Origin of the sequence: Aeromonas sp. 602658 (assembly GCF_049173005.1) — a bacterium.
In the GTDB taxonomy this organism is placed as follows: domain Bacteria; phylum Pseudomonadota; class Gammaproteobacteria; order Enterobacterales; family Aeromonadaceae; genus Aeromonas; species Aeromonas veronii_A.
Genome location: NZ_JAAKRF010000003.1, coordinates 159,141 through 176,684, shown reverse-complemented (window position 1 = coordinate 176,684; position 17,544 = coordinate 159,141). Strand labels below are relative to the sequence as shown.

Annotated in this window: 16 protein-coding genes; 6 read left to right on the top strand and 10 right to left on the bottom strand. The window is 60.7% G+C overall.

All coding sequences use genetic code 11. From position 1 onward, the window contains the following. Nucleotides 1–66: 66 nt before the first annotated feature. The 4 genes from nadD to leuS form a co-directional block, all read right to left on the bottom strand. On the bottom strand, nucleotides 67–717 hold the full coding sequence (gene nadD, locus G5253_RS05425) for a nicotinate-nucleotide adenylyltransferase (RefSeq protein ID WP_421172119.1): 651 nt from the start codon (nucleotides 715–717) through the stop codon (nucleotides 67–69). Further along, nucleotides 711–1,748 carry a DNA polymerase III subunit delta gene (gene holA, locus G5253_RS05420; RefSeq protein ID WP_227342067.1) on the bottom strand — a complete coding sequence of 346 codons (1,038 nt, stop codon included), beginning with the start codon at nucleotides 1,746–1,748 and terminating at the stop codon, nucleotides 711–713. Before holA ends, nadD begins: the two co-directional genes overlap by 7 nt. A gap of 13 nt (nucleotides 1,749–1,761) precedes the next feature. Then, nucleotides 1,762–2,244, bottom strand: a complete 483-nt coding sequence (lptE, locus tag G5253_RS05415; protein WP_227342068.1) for an LPS assembly lipoprotein LptE — start codon at nucleotides 2,242–2,244, stop codon at nucleotides 1,762–1,764. Between the two features lie 98 nt (nucleotides 2,245–2,342). After that, on the bottom strand, nucleotides 2,343–4,919 hold the full coding sequence (leuS, locus tag G5253_RS05410) for a leucine--tRNA ligase (protein WP_421202812.1): 2,577 nt from the start codon (nucleotides 4,917–4,919) through the stop codon (nucleotides 2,343–2,345). A 145-nt stretch (nucleotides 4,920–5,064) separates the two neighbouring features. On the opposite strand from leuS, the gene G5253_RS05405 reads away from it, so the two are divergent. Further along, on the top strand, nucleotides 5,065–5,559 hold the full coding sequence (locus tag G5253_RS05405) for a zinc ribbon-containing protein (protein WP_005335155.1): 495 nt from the start codon (nucleotides 5,065–5,067) through the stop codon (nucleotides 5,557–5,559). Nucleotides 5,560–5,643: 84 nt separating this feature from the next. Here G5253_RS05405 and G5253_RS05400 read toward each other — a convergent pair whose 3' ends face one another. The 3 genes from G5253_RS05400 to fldB all read right to left on the bottom strand — a co-directional run bounded on the left by G5253_RS05400 (nucleotide 5,644) and on the right by fldB (nucleotide 9,105). Next, nucleotides 5,644–6,984: a TldD/PmbA family protein gene (locus G5253_RS05400; RefSeq protein WP_227342069.1), complete on the bottom strand. Its 1,341-nt coding sequence runs from the start codon at nucleotides 6,982–6,984 to the stop codon at nucleotides 5,644–5,646. Continuing rightward, nucleotides 6,984–8,384, bottom strand: coding sequence for a TldD/PmbA family protein (locus G5253_RS05395; protein WP_216953022.1), 1,401 nt, complete (start codon nucleotides 8,382–8,384; stop codon nucleotides 6,984–6,986). The genes G5253_RS05400 and G5253_RS05395 overlap by 1 nt, the downstream gene beginning before the upstream one ends. 202 nt (nucleotides 8,385–8,586) lie before the next feature. Continuing rightward, the gene (gene fldB / locus G5253_RS05390) at nucleotides 8,587–9,105 is read right to left on the bottom strand and encodes a flavodoxin FldB (protein WP_005335151.1); all 519 of its coding nucleotides are present in this window, start codon (nucleotides 9,103–9,105) and stop codon (nucleotides 8,587–8,589) included. A 250-nt stretch (nucleotides 9,106–9,355) separates the two neighbouring features. Here fldB and xerD point away from each other — a divergent pair, with 250 nt between their 5' ends. Next, entirely contained in the window at nucleotides 9,356–10,255 is a 900-nt protein-coding gene (gene xerD, locus G5253_RS05385; RefSeq protein WP_216953023.1) for a site-specific tyrosine recombinase XerD, read from the top strand. A 72-nt stretch (nucleotides 10,256–10,327) separates the two neighbouring features. Here xerD and mscL read toward each other — a convergent pair whose 3' ends face one another. Continuing rightward, the gene (gene mscL, locus G5253_RS05380) at nucleotides 10,328–10,738 is read right to left on the bottom strand and encodes a large-conductance mechanosensitive channel protein MscL (RefSeq protein WP_047438040.1); all 411 of its coding nucleotides are present in this window, start codon (nucleotides 10,736–10,738) and stop codon (nucleotides 10,328–10,330) included. Between the two features lie 316 nt (nucleotides 10,739–11,054). Here mscL and G5253_RS05375 point away from each other — a divergent pair, with 316 nt between their 5' ends. From G5253_RS05375 to nqrE, 4 genes are all read left to right on the top strand, one after another. Continuing rightward, nucleotides 11,055–11,702: a disulfide isomerase DsbC N-terminal domain-containing protein gene (locus G5253_RS05375; RefSeq protein ID WP_421172117.1), complete on the top strand. Its 648-nt coding sequence runs from the start codon at nucleotides 11,055–11,057 to the stop codon at nucleotides 11,700–11,702. After that, nucleotides 11,668–13,398 (top strand): single-stranded-DNA-specific exonuclease RecJ, encoded by a 1,731-nt coding sequence (gene recJ / locus G5253_RS05370; protein ID WP_227342070.1) that lies wholly within the window; start codon nucleotides 11,668–11,670, stop codon nucleotides 13,396–13,398. Before G5253_RS05375 ends, recJ begins: the two co-directional genes overlap by 35 nt. Before the next feature lie 269 nt (nucleotides 13,399–13,667). Further along, nucleotides 13,668–14,060 carry a hypothetical protein gene (locus G5253_RS05365; RefSeq protein WP_421202807.1) on the top strand — a complete coding sequence of 131 codons (393 nt, stop codon included), beginning with the start codon at nucleotides 13,668–13,670 and terminating at the stop codon, nucleotides 14,058–14,060. Between the two features lie 199 nt (nucleotides 14,061–14,259). Beyond that, on the top strand, nucleotides 14,260–14,859 hold the full coding sequence (gene nqrE / locus G5253_RS05360) for an NADH:ubiquinone reductase (Na(+)-transporting) subunit E (protein WP_227342072.1): 600 nt from the start codon (nucleotides 14,260–14,262) through the stop codon (nucleotides 14,857–14,859). 65 nt (nucleotides 14,860–14,924) lie between these two features. On the opposite strand, the gene lnt is transcribed toward nqrE, so the two are convergent. Then, nucleotides 14,925–16,469 carry an apolipoprotein N-acyltransferase gene (gene lnt / locus G5253_RS05355; protein WP_421202805.1) on the bottom strand — a complete coding sequence of 515 codons (1,545 nt, stop codon included), beginning with the start codon at nucleotides 16,467–16,469 and terminating at the stop codon, nucleotides 14,925–14,927. Between the two features lie 148 nt (nucleotides 16,470–16,617). Beyond that, the gene (gene corC / locus G5253_RS05350; RefSeq protein WP_005354092.1) at nucleotides 16,618–17,502 is read right to left on the bottom strand and encodes a CNNM family magnesium/cobalt transport protein CorC; all 885 of its coding nucleotides are present in this window, start codon (nucleotides 17,500–17,502) and stop codon (nucleotides 16,618–16,620) included. Nucleotides 17,503–17,544: the final 42 nt, after the last annotated feature.

The window sequence follows — 17,544 nt, the reverse complement described above, 5'->3', positions numbered from 1 at the left end:
CAGGGCGGCGGATTATATCATGGTCACTCCCGTTTCCCATCGGGCGGGGCGGGATTACGACAGGGGCTAGCGGCGGTTGGCGCGGTAGAGCCCCTGTTGATCAATATAGTGCGCAACCGACTCGGGCAAGAGGTAGCGGGTGTCTTTCCCCGCATCCAGCAAGGCCCGCAGTCGGGTGGCTGACAGTTCGATGGGCTGGTTGTCCGCCAGCCAGATATGACCGGCCAGACGCTGATGCAGCGCGTTGGCATCCGTGGTGTGATGGCGCGCCAGCAGCTGCGCTACTTCGGCCGGATACTCCGGTTGCCAGCCCGGCCGTACGCTCACCACCAGATGGGCATGGTCGAGCAGCTCCTGCCAGCGGTGCCAGCTTGGCAGGCTCAGCAGGGAATCCATCCCCATCAGAAAACAGAGCGGCGTATCGGGCAGTTCATGACGCAGCTCGATCAGGGTATCTATGGTGTAAGAGGGCTTGTCCCGTCTCAGCTCCCGCTCATCCACCACAAAGTGGTGGTTCTCTGCCGCCGCCAGTTTGACCATGGCGAGACGCTGTTCGCTGGAGCAGAACGGATTGGCGCGGTGGGGCGGGATATGGTTCGGGATCAGCCGCATTTCGGCCAGCCCGAGAGCATCGCGCGCCTCGATCGCCGGGCGAAGATGACCGATATGGATGGGGTCGAAGGTGCCGCCAAGCAAACCGACAGGCGCCTTCAGCACGGGCTGCTCTCCATCACCAGCGGCAGCGGGGTGCCATCACGAAAGCCGAGGGCAATGGTCTGCAGCATCAGCCACGCCTGTTCGGTATCAAAGCGGCGCTGGGCGCCATCCAGTTGCGCCATCAGCTGCCATAGTTGTTGCAACTTGGCGAAGGGGAGACGAGTCAGCGCCTGTTGAATGAGCTGCTGGCGGCTCTGCCAGATGCGCAGGCGGCTGAAGTGCTCCCCCAGCGGCTGGCCGTTGCGCATCGCCAGCGACAGTTCGGTCAGCTGCTCCAGCTCGCGGCAGAGGGTCCAGGCCAGCATCCCCGGCTCGGTGCCTTCGGCCCGCAGAGCTGCCAGAATGCGCTGGGCCCGGTTCACCTTCCCCTCCAGCAGGGTATCGACCAGCTGGAACGGGGTGAAGTGGGCGTGGCGGATAATGGTCTCTTGCAGATAGGTGACGCTGATGGGCTGGGGCGGCGAGAGCAGGGTCAGCTTCTCGATCTCCTGACTGGCGGCCAGCAGGTTGCCCTCGTAGGAGTGGCACATGAAGTTGATGGCATCCGGCAGCGCCTTGAGGCCGAAACGCGCAAAACGGGCACTCATCCAGCGCGGAAAGAACTTGGGTTCCGGATGGTTGACCGGCACATAGGTGCCAATCTGGTAGAGCTTGTCGAACCAGGCTGCTTTCATCTGGGTCTGGTTGAGGCGACCGCCGCTCAGCACCAGCAGCAGGTCGGGATGAAGCTGCTTGCCAATTTCGCTGATGCGGGCGGCCAGATCCTTGTCCACCTTGGCGGGCAGCTCCAGCTCGATGATCTGGCGGGCGGAGAAGAGGCTCATGGCCTGACAGGCATCGTAGACCTGATTCCAGTCCAGCCCCTGTTCCACCACGAAGGTGTGGCGCTCATCGAAACCCTGCTTGCGGGCGACCTGACGGATGGCATCGATGGCCTCCAGTCGCAGCAGGGGCTCGTCGCCAAAAACGAGATAGCAGGGCCGAAGCCCTGCTTTGAGGTGGTCACCAAATTGTTCCGGGTAGACTCTCATCAAAATACTCGCATCAGAAGCTGACCTGGCTCAACTGCCGGATCACCTGATTGGCCGCCTGCTCCTGCATCTCGCGGTTGAGCTGCTCCTGCTCACGGGAGGAGGCGAGCGCGGCATCCGGCTTGTTGAGGAAGCTGCGGTTGAAGTTGATGGGGAAGACTTGGGTCGGCTTGCCGGGGGCCGAGATGGTGAACTGGGTAGTGAAGCCCAGCACATATTCGGTGTCCGTCCCCAGCGCGTTGACCGAGGCGACCTGACTGGTGCTGCCTATGCCGCCCAGAGTGAGCACCGGAATACCCTCCTTGTCGGCCAGAGTTACGCCAGAGGCCTTCAGGCGGGTGGTGACCATCCGGTAGAAGTCGCTCTTGTTGTCGCCCACGACCTTCATGGTCATCAGCTCGGCCGGAATGCCGGTGCCGCGCATGTGAAAACCGCAGCCTTGCAGCAGCAGACCAGCCAGCACGATGGCCATCCAGCGGGTGAAGATGGTGCCCATAGAAAATCCTCTTTGCATTAAGGGAAAGCGGCGGGCGCAGGGCCCGCCGTTATCATCCGTTTGCTGTCACAGATTGGCAATGATCAGTTGGCAGCCGATCAGTTAGCGACAATATTGAGCAGCTTGCCAGGTACATAGATCACCTTGCGCACGGTCAGACCGTCGGTGAACTTCTGTACCGAGGCATCAGCCATCGCCAGCTTCTCGACGTCGGCCTGGCTGATCTCGGCCGGCACGGTCAGCTTGCCGCGCATCTTGCCGTTGATCTGTACCACCACCAGCTTCTCGGTCTCGACCATGGCCGCTTCATCGGCCACCGGCCAGGCTGCGTGATCGATGTCGTCGCCCTTGCCCAGCATCTTCCACAGCTCGAAGCCGATGTGCGGGGTGATGGGGTAGAGCATGACCACCACGGCTTCCAGCGCTTCCTGCATCAGGGCGCGGTCCTGCTCGTCGGAGCCGAGCTTGGCCAGATTGTTCATCAGCTCCATGATGGCGGCGATGGCGGTGTTGAAGGTCTGACGGCGACCCACGTCATCGCTTACCTTGGCGATGGTCTTGTGCAGTTCACGGCGTACCGCTTTCTGCTCGTTGGTGAGAGCCGCTACATCCAGTGCGGCAACGGCGCCACCGGAAACGTGTTCGAAGGTGACGCGCCACAGGCGACGCAGGAAGCGCTGGGCACCCTCTACGCCGGAGTCGGACCACTCCAGCGTCATTTCTGCCGGAGAGGCGAACATCATGAACAGACGGACGGTATCGGCGCCGTAACGCTCGACCATCAGCTGCGGGTCGATGCCGTTGTTCTTGGACTTGGACATCTTGGTCATGCCGGAGTGCATTACCTCACGGCCTTCGTTGTCGATGGCCTTGGTGATGCGACCCTTCTCGTCACGCTCTACCTTGACGTCGGTCGGGCTGACCCAGACGTTGCCGCCCTTCTCGTCTTTGTAGTAGAAAGCATCGGCCAGCACCATGCCCTGGCAGAGCAGGCGCTTGAACGGCTCGTCGCTGTTGACCAGACCCGCGTCACGCAGCAGCTTGTGGAAGAAGCGGGCGTAGAGCAGGTGCATACAGGCGTGCTCGATACCGCCGATGTACTGATCCACCGGCAGCCAGTGGTTGGCAGCAGCCGGATCCAGCATGCCCTTGTCGTAGTCCGGGGAGCAGTAGCGCGCGTAGTACCAGGAGGACTCCATAAAGGTGTCGAAGGTATCGGTCTCGCGGAACGCTTCCTGACCGTTGTAAGTGGTCTTGGCCCACTCGGCGTCAGCCTTGATCGGGCTCTGGATACCGTCCATCACCACGTCTTCCGGCAGCAGTACCGGCAGCTGGTCTTCCGGCGTCGGCACCACGGAGCCGTCAGCCAGGGTCAGCATCGGGATGGGGGCACCCCAGTAACGCTGACGGGAGACACCCCAGTCACGCAGACGGTAGTTGACGGTGCGCTTGCCCTTGCCGAGCCCTTCCAGCTTGCTGGCGATGGCATCGAAGGCACCCTGGAAGTCGAGACCGTCAAACTCGCCGGAGTTGAACAGCACGCCCTTCTCGGTGTAAGCCGCTTCGCTCACGTCGACGTCGCCATCAACCGGCTTGATCACCGCCTTGATGTCGAGTCCATATTTGGTGGCGAATTCGAAGTCACGCTGATCGTGGGCCGGAACCGCCATCACGGCGCCGGTGCCGTAGTTCATCAGCACGAAGTTGGCGACCCAGACCGGTACCTTGCGGCCATCCAGCGGGTGAATGGCATAGAGGCCGGTGGCCATGCCCTTCTTCTCCATGGTGGCCAGTTCTGCTTCGGCTACCTTGGTGTTCTTGCACTCTTCGATAAAGGCGGCCAGCTCCGGATTGTTCTGGGCTGCTTGCAGCGCCAGCGGGTGACCGGCAGCGATACCGACATAGGTGACGCCCATGAAGGTGTCCGGACGGGTGGTGTAGACCTCCAGCTGATCAGCCTGACCCTCGATGGCAAAGCTGATGTTGACCCCTTCGGAGCGGCCAATCCAGTTGCGCTGCATGGTCTTGACCATTTCCGGCCAGCCTTCCAGATTGTCGATGTCGTTGAGCAGCTCTTCGGCGTAGTCGGTGATCTTGATGAACCACTGGGGGATCTCTTTCTGTTCCACCGGGGTGTCACAGCGCCAGCAGCAGTTGTCGACCACCTGCTCGTTGGCCAGCACTGTCATGTCGTTCGGGCACCAGTTGACGGAGGAGGTCTTCTTGTAGACCAGACCCTTCTCGTAGAGCTTGGTGAAGAACCACTGCTCCCAGCGGTAGTAATCCGGTTTGCAGGTGGCGATTTCACGATCCCAGTCATAACCCAGACCCAGCATCTTCAGCTGGTTCTTCATGTATTCGATGTTTTCGTAGGTCCAGGGCGCCGGCGCGGTATTGTTTTTGATCGCGGCGTTCTCGGCCGGCAGACCGAATGCATCCCAACCTATGGGTTGCAGCACGTTCTTGCCATTGAGGCGTTGATAACGGGAGATCACATCACCTATGGTGTAGTTACGAACGTGCCCCATGTGTAGTCGACCAGACGGATAGGGGAACATGGACAGGCAGTAGAACTTCTCCTTGTCTACCTTCTCCACGGCCTTGAAGGTTTTCTTGGCATCCCAGTGCTTTTGCACTGCTGGTTCGATTGATTGGGGAACGTATTGCTCTTGCATTGGTGACATCCGGATCTGTGAAATGAATAGATAAATCAGCTGGGAAATCGCAATAGAATACCCATATCCTGCGGCGGCAACAACCGCCAGCGTCCCTTGGGCCTTAAGCCGGGCCAGATCAGGGTTTAGTAGAGGAGTTAGAGCCATGGACAAACGTCAAAAAGGGTACGAAGCCTTCATTGCCGAGCTGCAAAAACAGTGGCAAGAGACTGAAGAGTTCCAGGGGGAGCGCCTCAACCGGATGATTGCCAAGGTGCAGGCCTATCTGGAGGCAGCAAGTGACCTCACTCAGGACGAACTGGCGCTCATCGCCGAGTACGTGAAGCGGGATCTGGGCAACTATGACGAGGGGCGCCATGACGATAGTGCGCAGGTGGAAGAGTCTGCCTTTATGTTGGCCTTGAAAGACACCGCCTGGTCCTGGCTGGCGGATGTGACCGACCGCGCCCAGGTGGAGTGGCGGGAGCTGGCCGACGAGCTGGAGCACAAGGGGGTCTATGAGGCGGGCGACTGGGTGGGGCTCGGGGTCATGGTGTGCGACCAGTGTGGCTGGCGCCATACCGTGCTGCATCCCCAGCAGCTCGATACCTGCCCCGAATGCGGCTGCGCCGAGTATCATCGCGAGCCGCTCTCGCCCTGAGTCATGCCATCAAGGCGGACGAGATAACGAGTAAAAAGGCGCCATCAGGCGCCTTTTTCTTGCTTGCAGGTTTCGTCGGGGCGTTTACTTGCCTGCGACGGAGAGGCCACCAAAACGGATAAGCGGGGCGTAGAAGCCCTTGCTGTCGTTGTGGTGCAGGGTATCGCCGACCGCTTCCAGCTCGCCCAGCAGGCGGTAGAAGTTGCCTGCTACCGTGATGCCGCGCACCGGCTGCAGTCGCACCCCATCGCGGCAGAGGAAGCCCGACGCGCCAAAGGAGAAGTCACCGCTCACCGCATCGGCACCCGAATGCAGACCGTCCAGCTTGACCAGCTCCAGATAGTCGCCGCTCTGCACCTCCGCTTCACAGTGAGGGCCCGCGCCAAACACCAGATGGCGAGCGGTCACATCGAGGGCGCTGCGGGCACCGCGGGCGGCCGAGCCGTTGCTGGCCACACCAAAGTGGCGGGCGGTGGCGCTGTTATGGAGCAGGGTCTTCAGCTCCCCTTCGCCAATCAGCAGCAGATCCGAGCTGGCCGCCCCCTCGCCATCAAACGCCTTGATGTTCATGCCGCCCGGCATATAGACCCTGCTCTCCAGAGTGAGCCAGCGTGACGCCACGCTCTGGCCGACCTTGCTGCGCCAGGGGTTGATCCCCTGCTGGGCCCACTTGCCCGACAGCACGCCCTGAAAGCAGCCAAACAGGCTGGCAAAGCAGTTGGTGCTGAAGATGACGCTGTAGCGACCGCTCGGCACCGCTTCACCGGGCAGCAGTCCATCGGCGATGGCGTAGATCTGCTCGATGAGTCGCTGGCTATCCAGCTCGTCGAAGCGACGGCCATACTGCCCCTGCGAGTGCATCGACTGGCGGCCATCCCGTTCCACCAGCGCCGAGGTGTAGCAGCCGACGCTAAACTCGCCGTGCTGGCAGAGGGTGCCCTGACTGTTGGCGAGCCAGAGCTGGCTCTCCCCTTCAAAGAAGCTGTTGTAGGGGGCGCCGCTCACATCGGGCATGGCCAGCATGTCAGATTCGAGGCGCAGGGCCAGGGCGATCTTCTCCTCAACCGGCGTGGTATCGGGCTGGTTGATTTCGGCGCAATCTGTGGTGATCCGGCTATTGGCCACCGAGATGCGCTGATCCGGATCCACCTTGGCAAAGCGGCTGGCATCGAGCGCATCTTGCAGCATTGCATCCAGCGCCAGCTCATCGAGGGATTCCGAGTAGGCGATGCCGACCCGACCCTCTTTGATCAGGCGAATGCCGAGCTGCTGGCTGCTGGTGACCTTGTATTCACCCAGCTCGCCCTTGTCTGCCTTGAGGGAGAAGGCCTTCTCCTGATTGGCGATGATGTCTGCCTCGGCGTTGAGGTCGGCCACCTTGTCGAGCAGGCGGGTGAGCAGTTGGTTCATGTCGAGCTGGCTCATCAGGCGTTCCCTCCCACCAGAATATTGTCCACTTTCAGCGCCGGCTGGCCCACCGAGGTGGGCACCGAGCCCGAGACCGAGCCGCACATACCGGCGGCCAGTGCCAGGTTGCGGCCCACCATGGAGATCTCTTTCAGCACCTGCGGGCCGGTGCCGATCAGGGTGGCAGACTTGAGCGGCTTGGTGATTTTGCCGTGCTCGATGAGGTAGGCCTCCTGCACATTGAAGTTGAACTCGCCGGTGCCGGGCTGTACCGAGCCGCCCCCCATCTTCTTGGCGTAGATGCCGTGCTCTACCGTGGCCAACATGTCGTCGAGGCTGTGGTGGCCCGGCTCGATATAGGTGTTGCGCATGCGCGAGGTGGGGGCGTACTTGTAGGATTCGCGCCGCCCGGAGCCGGTGCGTGCGTAGCCTGTTTTGAGGGCACCCATTCTGTCCACCAGAAAGCCGGTCAGTACCCCGTCCTTGATGAGCTGGGTATGCTGGGTAGCCATCCCCTCGTCATCGACGTTGATGGAGCCCCAGGCGTTGCTCTGCAAGCCTTCATCCACCGCATTGACCACCGGATTGGCGATAAGCTGGCCCATCTTGTCGTGGAACACCGATGCCTTCTTGGCCACTGAGGTGGTCTCCAGCAGATGACCGCACGCCTCGTGGAAGATGACGCCGCCAAATCCGTTCTCCATGATGACCGGCAGGGTGCCGCTCGGGCAGGGAGCCGCGCCCAGTTTCACCAGTGCCTGACGGGTGGCGGTGAGCGCCAGCTCGCGCGGATCGATGCGATCGGCATGCTCCCACCCCATCAGGGCGCCGGGGGCCTCGTAACCGACGCTCTGCTCGCTCCCTTCCATGGCGATGGTCTGGGCCATGATGCGGTTGTAGTGGCGGCGATCGGCTACTTGCACTCCTTCGCTGTTGAAGATTTCCACCTCCTGCTCCCAGCCCAGCACGTTGCCGGAGAACTGGCTCACCTTGTCGCTCTCGGAGCGGGCCGCTGCATCCATGGCGTGCAGATAGGCGATCTTCTGCTCCAGCAGCTTGTCTGCCGACAGGGGCAGCGCCACCGGGTTGCGATCGCTCAGGCGGGTGAAATCGAAGGCGGTGGCGGTCACCACGGGGTCGCGGCGGTCTTTGGCCGCCAGCAGGGTGACAATGCGCAGCAGCTCGTCGCGGCTGGCCAGATTGGTGTAGCCGTAGAGCACCTTGTGGCCGTAACAGAGGCGCACGCCGATACCGAAATCGAGGCCGCCGCTGATGTTCTCTATCTGGCTGGAGAGCAGGCTGAGCTGGCTGCGGCGCTTGCGCTCCACAAACAGCTCGGCAAAATCGGCACCCAGCGCCAGCGCGTGATCGAGCACGTCACGGGCGATGGCGGGGGCCAACAGGGAGAATGGAGTCATAGAATATCCTTTTCTGGTCTGTCCGTTTGCTTCCGACATCCGGCTCTGATTGTTATGGGATGTCGAGTCCATTGTTGCAGACCAGCACAAAAAAGTCGCTATAGCGTCATGCGATGATACCGATTGAGAAAATCGGTGCGATAACTGCGCCCGGCGGCCAGGGCCAGGCGCTCAGGGTCGTTTTGCCAAAACGTGGGAAAGGTCAGAGCAGGGCGTGGATTTCGCTCAGGATCTGCTCGACCCACTGCTCGATGCGCGGATCGGTCTGGTCATATTGGTTGGCATCGTCCAGCGCCAGCCCGACGAAGTGACGGCCATCGTCGATCAGTGCCTTGGAGGCATCGAATTCGTACCCTTCGTTGGGCCAGTAGCCCACCAGCTTGACCCCTTTTGGCACCAGCTGATCGTGCAGCATGCCGAGGGCGTCCTGGAACCATTCGCCATAACCGAGCTGATCGCCGAGGCCAAACAGGGCCACGATGCGTCCCTCCAGATGGAGATCGGCGATATCTTCCCAGCGGGACTCCCAGTCCTCCTGCAGTTCGCCAAAATCCCAAGTGGATATGCCGAGGATCAGGATCTCGTAATCCTCCATCCGGCGCAGGGAGACATCCTTGATATTGTGAATATCCACCAGCTCGGGGCCGATGAGGGCGCGGATCTTCTCGGCAGCCATCTCGGTGTAGCAGGTGGTGGAACCGTAAAACAGACCAATCTTCATCGCTCTACTCTCTGTTGGCGCTTTCTCGCTTGCTTTTGGCGCGTTCTCGCATGCTCGTGTGGGCTGCGCCATGTTGGCAACACGATGGGTAACGTAAGGGGAGGGCGCCAGTCTAGCAGATTGCCATTCGACCTTCACCGCCCGGCAAGGTGCGTGGCAAACGTGCCTTATCTTTCCAATGAAAGTGCCTTGTCTTTCCAAGGAGTTGGCGCGTTACAATGGGCCATCGATCCCCTGATTGCAGCGCACCATGAGCAAACCCGACCCCCATCCCCTGATTGAACCCTTTCTCGACGCCCTCTGGCTGGAGCGGGGATTGTCTGACAACACGGTCAGCTCCTATCGCAGCGATCTGGAGAAGTTCTCCCTCTGGCTCGACGAGCAGGGGAGCTCGCTGCTGCTGGCGGGGATGGACGAGATCCAGCACTACCTCGCCTGGCGGGTCGATCACCAGTTTGCGGCCAGCAGCACCGCCCGCTTCCTGTCGGCCCTGCGCCGTTTCTATCAGTATCTCAACCGTGAGAAGCTGCGCAGCGATGATCCGACCGTGCTGCTGGAGGGGCCCAAGCTGCCGAAAAAACTCCCCTCAGATTTAAGCGAAACGGAGGTGGATGCGTTGCTGAGTGCGCCGCTGGTGGATGACCCGCTGGAGTTGCGGGACAAGGCAATGCTGGAGCTGCTCTACGCCACCGGGCTGCGGGTTTCCGAGCTGGTGGGGCTCACCGCCGAGCATATCAGCCTGCGGCAGGGCTTGGTGCGGGTTATTGGCAAGGGTAACAAGGAGCGGTTGGTGCCGATGGGCGAGGAGGCGATGCACTGGCTGGAGCGTTACTACCGCGAGGCCCGCACCCTGCTGCTGGGGGGCACCAGCTCGGATGTGGTGTTTCCCTCCAAGCAGGCCCGTATGATGACCCGCCAGACCTTCTGGCATCGCATCAAACTCTATTCCCTGCGGGCCGGGATTAATGGCGAGCTCTCCCCCCATACCTTGCGCCACGCCTTTGCCACCCATCTGCTCAACCACGGCGCCGACCTGCGAGTGGTACAGATGCTGCTGGGCCATGCGGATCTCTCCACTACCCAGATCTACACCCATGTGGCCAACGAGCGACTCAAGGCGCTGCACGGGGAGCATCACCCCAGAGCTTGAGTGGCTGTCCTCCCAAAAACAAAAAACCGCCAGCAGGCGGTTTTTTTATCTCTACACGACAGGAGATGGCGCTTATTTCCCTTGCTGGGATTTCAGCAGATCACGGATCTCGGTCAGCAGCTCCTGATCCTTGGTCGGGCCTGCCGGAGCGGCGGCTTCTTCTTCCTGCTTTTTCTTGAGGGTGTTGATGGCCTTCAGTCCCATAAAGATGGCAAAAGAGATGATCAGAAAGTCGATGATGGTCTGAATGAACTTGCCATAGGCGATGACCACGGCGGGTGTTGCACCTTCAGCGGCCTTCAGGGTGACCGCCAGGTCGCTGAAGTCCACGCCGCCCAGGATCAGGCCGATGGGCGGCATGATCACGTCACCGACAAAAGAGGAGACAATTTTGCCGAAGGCGGCACCAATGATGATACCGACCGCCATATCGATGACGTTGCCGCGGGCGGCAAAGGCTTTGAACTCTTGAATCAGACTCATTATTTCCTCCGAAATTAAACAAGATAGCGCGTTGATTACCCTTGCCAAAGGGCGAACTCTTGTCAGGAAAAACAGAGGCTAAGCCGCGTTGTTCCTGTCGTCCTGACTAGCTTGCGGGCGTTATGAGTCCTTGGCAATCGGGGGGAACCTTTTTTTTGGTACAAAGTGATATTAATTTTTTGATAAGTAGCTGATTGAATGATGAGCTGTGCTGCTGTAGTTTGCTGGGTCGATTCATTCATACCGCGTGAGTAAACAAGTGAAGTATTTACTACTGGGAATGATGCTTTTGTGCACATTTGCTGCCAGAGCGGGGATGGATACCCAAACCTTGAAACAGACCATTACCGCCCGGTTAGGGGTCTCTGTTTATCTGGTGGAACAGACCCCCATTCCCGGGCTCTATATGCTGGGCACTTCGCAAGGGGTGCTCTACAGCGATGCCAAGGGGAACTATGTGGTGCAGGGGGTCATGCTGGATATGACTCATAACATGAAGAATCTCACCATCTCGGGCATGCGCGAGCAGCGTCGACTGGGCTTGTCCCAGGTGACCCATACACCGGTCGTTCTCCAGGCCAGTAATGAGCGTCATCGGGTTGCGCTCTTTTTCGGTGAGCAGGATGCCGCTCGTCGCCAGCTGTCCGGCACGCTGCAACATCTGCAGGCGTCCGGGGTCAGTGTCGAGCTCTACCCCGTGATTGAACATGCAGGACAGGCTTCCCACTGGTGCCAGGATCCCCTGCTACAGAATGATCCCTTCAAAGCCTATTTGCCTCAAAAGGAATGTAGTGAGACCCTTATCGAGAATATTGGCCTGAGCCAGTGGTTGGGGGTCAAGGTACTGCCTGCCTGGGTCTCCTCTGATGGAGATCTGGTAAGGGGCTACCAGAGCCCGGAACAACTGCTCAAGATACTGGATCACATTGATGCCCCTGCAAATCCGTCGTCGTCCGCGAGTTGATGATTCCCATCTCCCCGCCACCCTGCACCCCCTGCTTCGTCAAATCTTCGCCAGCCGTGGCGTAGAGGATCCCGCTCTGCTCGAGCGCAGCGCCAGCCAGTTGCTGCCTCCCCAGCGCCTCTATGGGATGGAGCGTGCGGTGCCGCTGCTGGCGGAGGCGCTGACGGCGCAAAAACGGATCCTTATCGTCGGCGACTTCGACTGCGACGGCGCCACCAGCTCGGCCCTGTGCGTGCTGGCCCTGCGCGCCATGGGGGGGCGCCATATCGATTTTCTGGTGCCCAACCGCTTCGAGTTCGGTTATGGCCTCACCCCCGAGATCGTCGAGCTGGCGGTGGCCCGCGGCGCCGAGTTCCTGATCACGGTGGATAACGGCATCTCCAGCATCGCCGGGGTGGCGGCGGCCAAGGCGGCCGGGATGCATGTACTGGTTACCGATCACCATTTGCCGGGTCAGGAGCTGCCTGATGCCGATGCCATCGTCAACCCGAATCAGCGCGGTTGCGATTTTCCCTCCAAGTCCCTGGCCGGGGTGGGGGTGGCCTTCTATCTGATGGCGGCCCTCAACACCCATCTGCGTCAGCTTGGCTGGTACGAACGGCAAGGGCTACGCGCCCCCAATGTGGCGGATTACCTCGATCTGGTGGCCCTCGGCACGGTCGCCGACGTGGTGGCCCTCGATGGCAACAACCGCATCCTGGTCCATCAGGGGTTGCAGCGGATCCGGGCCGGGCGCTGTCGCCCCGGCATTCAGGCGCTGGTGGATGTGTCGGGCCGCGATGGTCGTCGCCTCACTGCCTCCGACCTTGGTTTTGCACTGGGGCCACGCCTCAATGCGGTAGGGCGCCTCGATGACATGTCCCTCGGGGTCGCCTGTCTGCTTTGCGATGATCTCAAGCTGGCGCGCCAGCTTGCGGCCGAGATGGACAGCCTCAATCAGGAGCGCAAGGAGATCGAGCAGGGGATGCAGCAGGAGGCCCTCGCTACCCTGGAGCAGATCCGGTTTCACGATGGCGAGGTGCCGTCGGGCATAGTGCTGCACCGCAACGAGTGGCATCAGGGGGTGGTGGGGCTGGTGGCCTCCAAGGTGAAGGAGAAGTACTACCGCCCGGTCATCGCGTTTGCCGAGAGCAGCGAGAGCGAGCTCAAGGGCTCTGGCCGCTCCATCCCCGGGGTGCATCTGCGCGATGCGCTGGAACTGCTCGACACCCGCCACCCGGGGCTGATGGGCAAGTTTGGCGGCCACGCCATGGCGGCGGGGCTGACCCTGCCCAAGGCCAATATCGAAGCGTTCGGGCGGGCCTTTGAGGCGGTCATCAGCGAGCTGGTGACGCCGGAGCTCTTGACCGGGGTGCTGCTCACCGATGGCGAGCTGCTGCCGGACGAGCTCACTCTCGAGTTGGCGGAGCTTATTCGCGCCTCCGGCCCCTGGGGTCAGGCCTTCCCCGAGCCGCTGTTTGACGGCGAATTCGTGCTGGTGCAGCAGCGGCTGGTGGGGGAGAAGCACCTCAAGATGATGCTGACTACCGATTCTGGCCACGCGGTGGATGCCATCGCCTTCGGCGTCGATCTCAAGCGCTGGCCCGATGCCTCGGTCAAGCGGGTGCGGCTTGTCTACCGGCTTGACGTCAACGAGTGGCGCGGCAACCGCAGTGTGCAGCTGCTGGTGGAGCATCTGGAGGCGGCCGGTCTCTGAGCAGGTAGCATTGCTGCTCTGATCGCTGACAACGGCCACCCTCGGGTGGCCGTTTTACTGTGGGCCCGGGGGTGACTCTACCGCCTTGTTATGTTGGTATTTAATTGCTGGCTTTCTTAGAAAGAGGGTTTTTAGTATCGTTTTACGTCAGTTAGTACGGTTTCAAATTCAAGAAAAAGAGGCGTTGTGATACATTCATCCCCGCATCATTTTGTTGTTTGAACGGGACTGACTCTTTGCTGCCTTTTGGCCGACTATCGACCTGGGCGATGGTCCTCGCTATCGCCAGCCTGCTATGGTTTGCCGCTTTCGCTGCGGTAGGGGTCACTGCAACACCTCATCAGGCGTCGGTCAGGCAGAAGGTCTCGATGCAGTTGCATGAGCAATCCGATCCGGGATTGGTCAACAGTGTCGGCCTTCCTCCTGCCTCCCAGTGGCGACTCGGCTTCGAGCTGGGGCGGCGACTCGAAGGGGCCACTCATTCCGAGCGCTATCAGATGGTGCTGGCCTGGTTCCAGCACGATATCCTCGGCCTGCTCTGCGGTCTGCTACTGGTTCTCCCTCTTCTCTATGTCAGGCAGCTCCCCGTCTACTTCGGTTATTTGCACCGACGGCTGCTGCGCTGTCGCCACCTGCAATATCGTTTCTGTCACGGCGACTAGCTCACCCGGCTGGCGGACGCTCATCCACGTTTTCACACGGATTTAACGCTCCCGATTGACTGACGGGGCAGGCTGACACCTGCAGCCTGCGCTCTATCGTCCGGTGCTGCGTCCGCGCTTTCTGTTGTTTCGTCCATGCTGCTGGCCATCGGCCAGAGGCAGACTTTCTCTTTGCGCAAACACCTGGTGAGCACACCCTATGGACTACTACCTCAACCTGTTTATTCACTCAATCTTTGTCGAGAACCTCGCCCTGGCATTCTTTCTGGGGATGTGTACCTTTCTGGCCGTCTCGAAGAACATCAACACCGCCTTTGGCCTTGGTATGACGATCTTGGTGGTGATGGTGATCGCCATTCCCCTCAACAACTTGATTTACCGCCATATCTTGCGGGCAGGCAGCACCTTTTTCGGCGAATTCGATCTGGGATTTCTCGATTACATCATCTACATCGGGGTGTTGGCGGCGCTGGTGCAGGTGATGGAGATGGTGCTCGACAAGTACGTTCCGGCGCTCTATCAGGCACTCGGCATCTATCTGCCGCTGTTGACGGTGCACTGCGCCATCTTTGGCGGGGTGATGTTTATGGCGCAGCGGGATTACGATTTCATCGAGTCGCTGGTCTACAGCGCTGGCTCGGGGCTTGGCTGGCTGCTGGCCATTGTCGCCATGGCCGGACTGCGCCAGAAGCTGAAGTACGCCGATGTCCCCGAGGGGCTGCGGGGCATCGGCATCACCTTTATCGTGGCGGGGCTGATGTCCCTCGGCTTTATGTCCTTCTCAGGCATATCGCTTTGATTGGAGATGAAAAAAACGAGGCGCCTGCGGGCGCCTCGTTGTTTATCAGGGATTGCGGATGGCCATTACAGCTCGCGGGCCCAGGGGTGAGCCTTGGGACGCAGGGCCAGCGCCAGACCCAGCAGCAGTACGGTCAGACCGTAGAGAGGCCAGCGGCCAAAGCGCAGGTAGGGGGTCTCGCCGTGGGCGGGACGCACTTCGCTGCGCAGCACGCCCGCTTCAAACTGCGGGATCTGGCCGATGATGCTGCCGTCGATTTCGGTAACGATGGTGATGCCGGTGTTGGTGTCCCGCAGCAGCGGACGAGCCAGCTCCAGCGCGCGCATCCGGGCGATCTCCATATGCTGCCAGGGGCCAATGCTGGTGCCGAACCAGGCATCGTTGGAGACGGTCAGCAGGAAGTCGGTATCGGCATTGACGTTGCGGCGCACCTCCTCCGGGAAGATGATCTCGTAGCAGATGGCGGCGGCGAACTTGAGCCCCTTGGCGATCAGGTTTGGCTGCACTTCGTCACCCCGGCTGAAGGAGGACATCGGCAGGTTGAAGAAGGGGGCGATGGGGCGCAGCAGATCTTCAAACGGCACGAACTCGCCGATGGGCAGCAGGTGGTACTTGTTGTAGCGGTTGGAGTGGTTGTAGAAGTAGGACTCCTTGCCATCCGCATCCTGCACCCCCATGCCGAGCACGGTATTGTAGAAGCGCTGTTGCTGCTCGTCGTAGTGAATAATCCCCGCCAGCAGGCCGGTATCGTTCACCTTCATCGCCTTGTCCAGATTCTCCAGATAGGGGCCCATCGCCTTCTCGATGGCCGGGATCGCCGACTCCGGCCAGATGATAATGTCAGCATCCTGATTCTCGCGGCTCAAGTCCTGATAGGTGCGCACCGTGGGGGCCAGCGCCTCCGGATCCCACTTGAGGGACTGGGCGATATTGCCCTGCACCAGTGCCACCTTGACCGGTTCGCCACGGGTCACCCAGTTGAGTTGCATCAGACCGTGAGCACCGGCAACCAGCAGGGCGGGCACCGCCAGCCAGAGCGGGGAGCGGGATTTCCACACCAGCCAGATAGCGGAAGCGGAGAACAGCAGAGCAAGGGTGATGCCTTGCACCCCGAGAATGGGGGCAAAGCCCTTGAGGGGGCCGTCGATCTGGCTGTAGCCAAACCAGAGCCAGGGGAAGCCGGTCATCACCCAGCCGCGCAGCCAGTCAGCCACCAACCAGAGGGCCGGGAAGGCGAGCAGCCAGCGGCTCCAGTGACGGCTGCCAAAGAAGCGGGCAAAGACCCAGCAGGCGAGCGTCGGGTAGAGTGCCAGATAGGCGGAGAGCCCGGCCAGCAGCACAAAGGCGACCGGCAGCGGGATGCCGCCAAACTCGGTCATGCTGACGTGGATCCACCACAGCCCCGGCAAAAAGAGTCCCATGGCGTAGCCAAAACCGCGCCAGGCGGCCTGTTTCGGCGTTGCTTTGTCCAGCAGGGCGTAGAGGCCAAGCAGGGAGGGGATCACCAGCGGCCAGTAGCCGAAGGGGGAGAAGGCCAGCACGGCGATGGCACCAGAGGCCAATGCACTTAGGCTTAACAGAATTTTGGAAGTAAAAGGGGATAATCTCACGGGCGATGGTGCTCGTCTTGGTGTGCAACTGGGGTCGAATGGCCGGTATCTTAACCTGTAAGCGGGGCAACGGCGAGCCTCGATGCCGGTGGCAGAGAGCACAACGCCCCGAGGTCGGGGCGTTGTTTCACACATCGAGCGGATCTGCTTATTGCGGCTCGGATTGCGCCGCCGCGTGGTGCTCGGGGATCTTCACCTGCAACTGCTGCAGACGACGCCGGTCGGCATGCATCACCTTGAACAGGTAGCCGTCCAGCTCGATCTCCTCGCCCTTCTTGGGCAGGTGGCTGAAGGCGTGCATCACCAGACCGCCTACCGTATCCACCTCTTCATCGCTGAATTTGGTGCCGAAGAAGTCGTTGAAATCCTCGATCTCGGTCAGGGCGCTGATGGAGAAGACCCGCTTGCTGAGGCGGCGGATTTCGTCCGGCTCATCCTCGATGTCGTCAAACTCGTCGTCGATCTCGCCAACGATCAGTTCCAGTATGTCTTCGATGGTCACCAGACCGGAGACGCCACCAAATTCGTCGACCACGATGGCCATGTGGTAGCGCTCTTCACGGAACTCCTTGAGCAGACGGTCAACCCGTTTGCTTTCCGGCACGATCACCGTGGGGCGCAAGATTTTCTCGAGCTGCAGCGGCTCGCTGGCGTGATGGCCGCCAAACCCGAAGGGGAGCAGATCCTTGGCGAGCAGAATGCCCTCCACATGATCCTTGTCCTCGTTGATCACCGGGAAGCGGGAGTGACCGGACTCGATGATCACTGGCAGGATCGCATCCACCGGTTGGGATTTCTCGATGGTCACCATCTGGGAGCGGGGGATCATGATATCGCGCACGCGAAGATCGGCGATCTCCAGCACCCCCTCGATCATGTCCTTGGTGTCCTGATCGATGAGGTCGCGCTCTTCGGCATCGGCTATCACGTCTACCAAATCATTGCGGTCTTTTGGCTCGCCCTGGAAGAGTTGGCTGAGCTTGTCGAGCCAGGTTTTCTTCGGCGAGCCGGTACTAGGGTGATCGTCGGTCATTTTCTCTCTTGGTTACTCGTATGAACACACTTGAAATAGTTC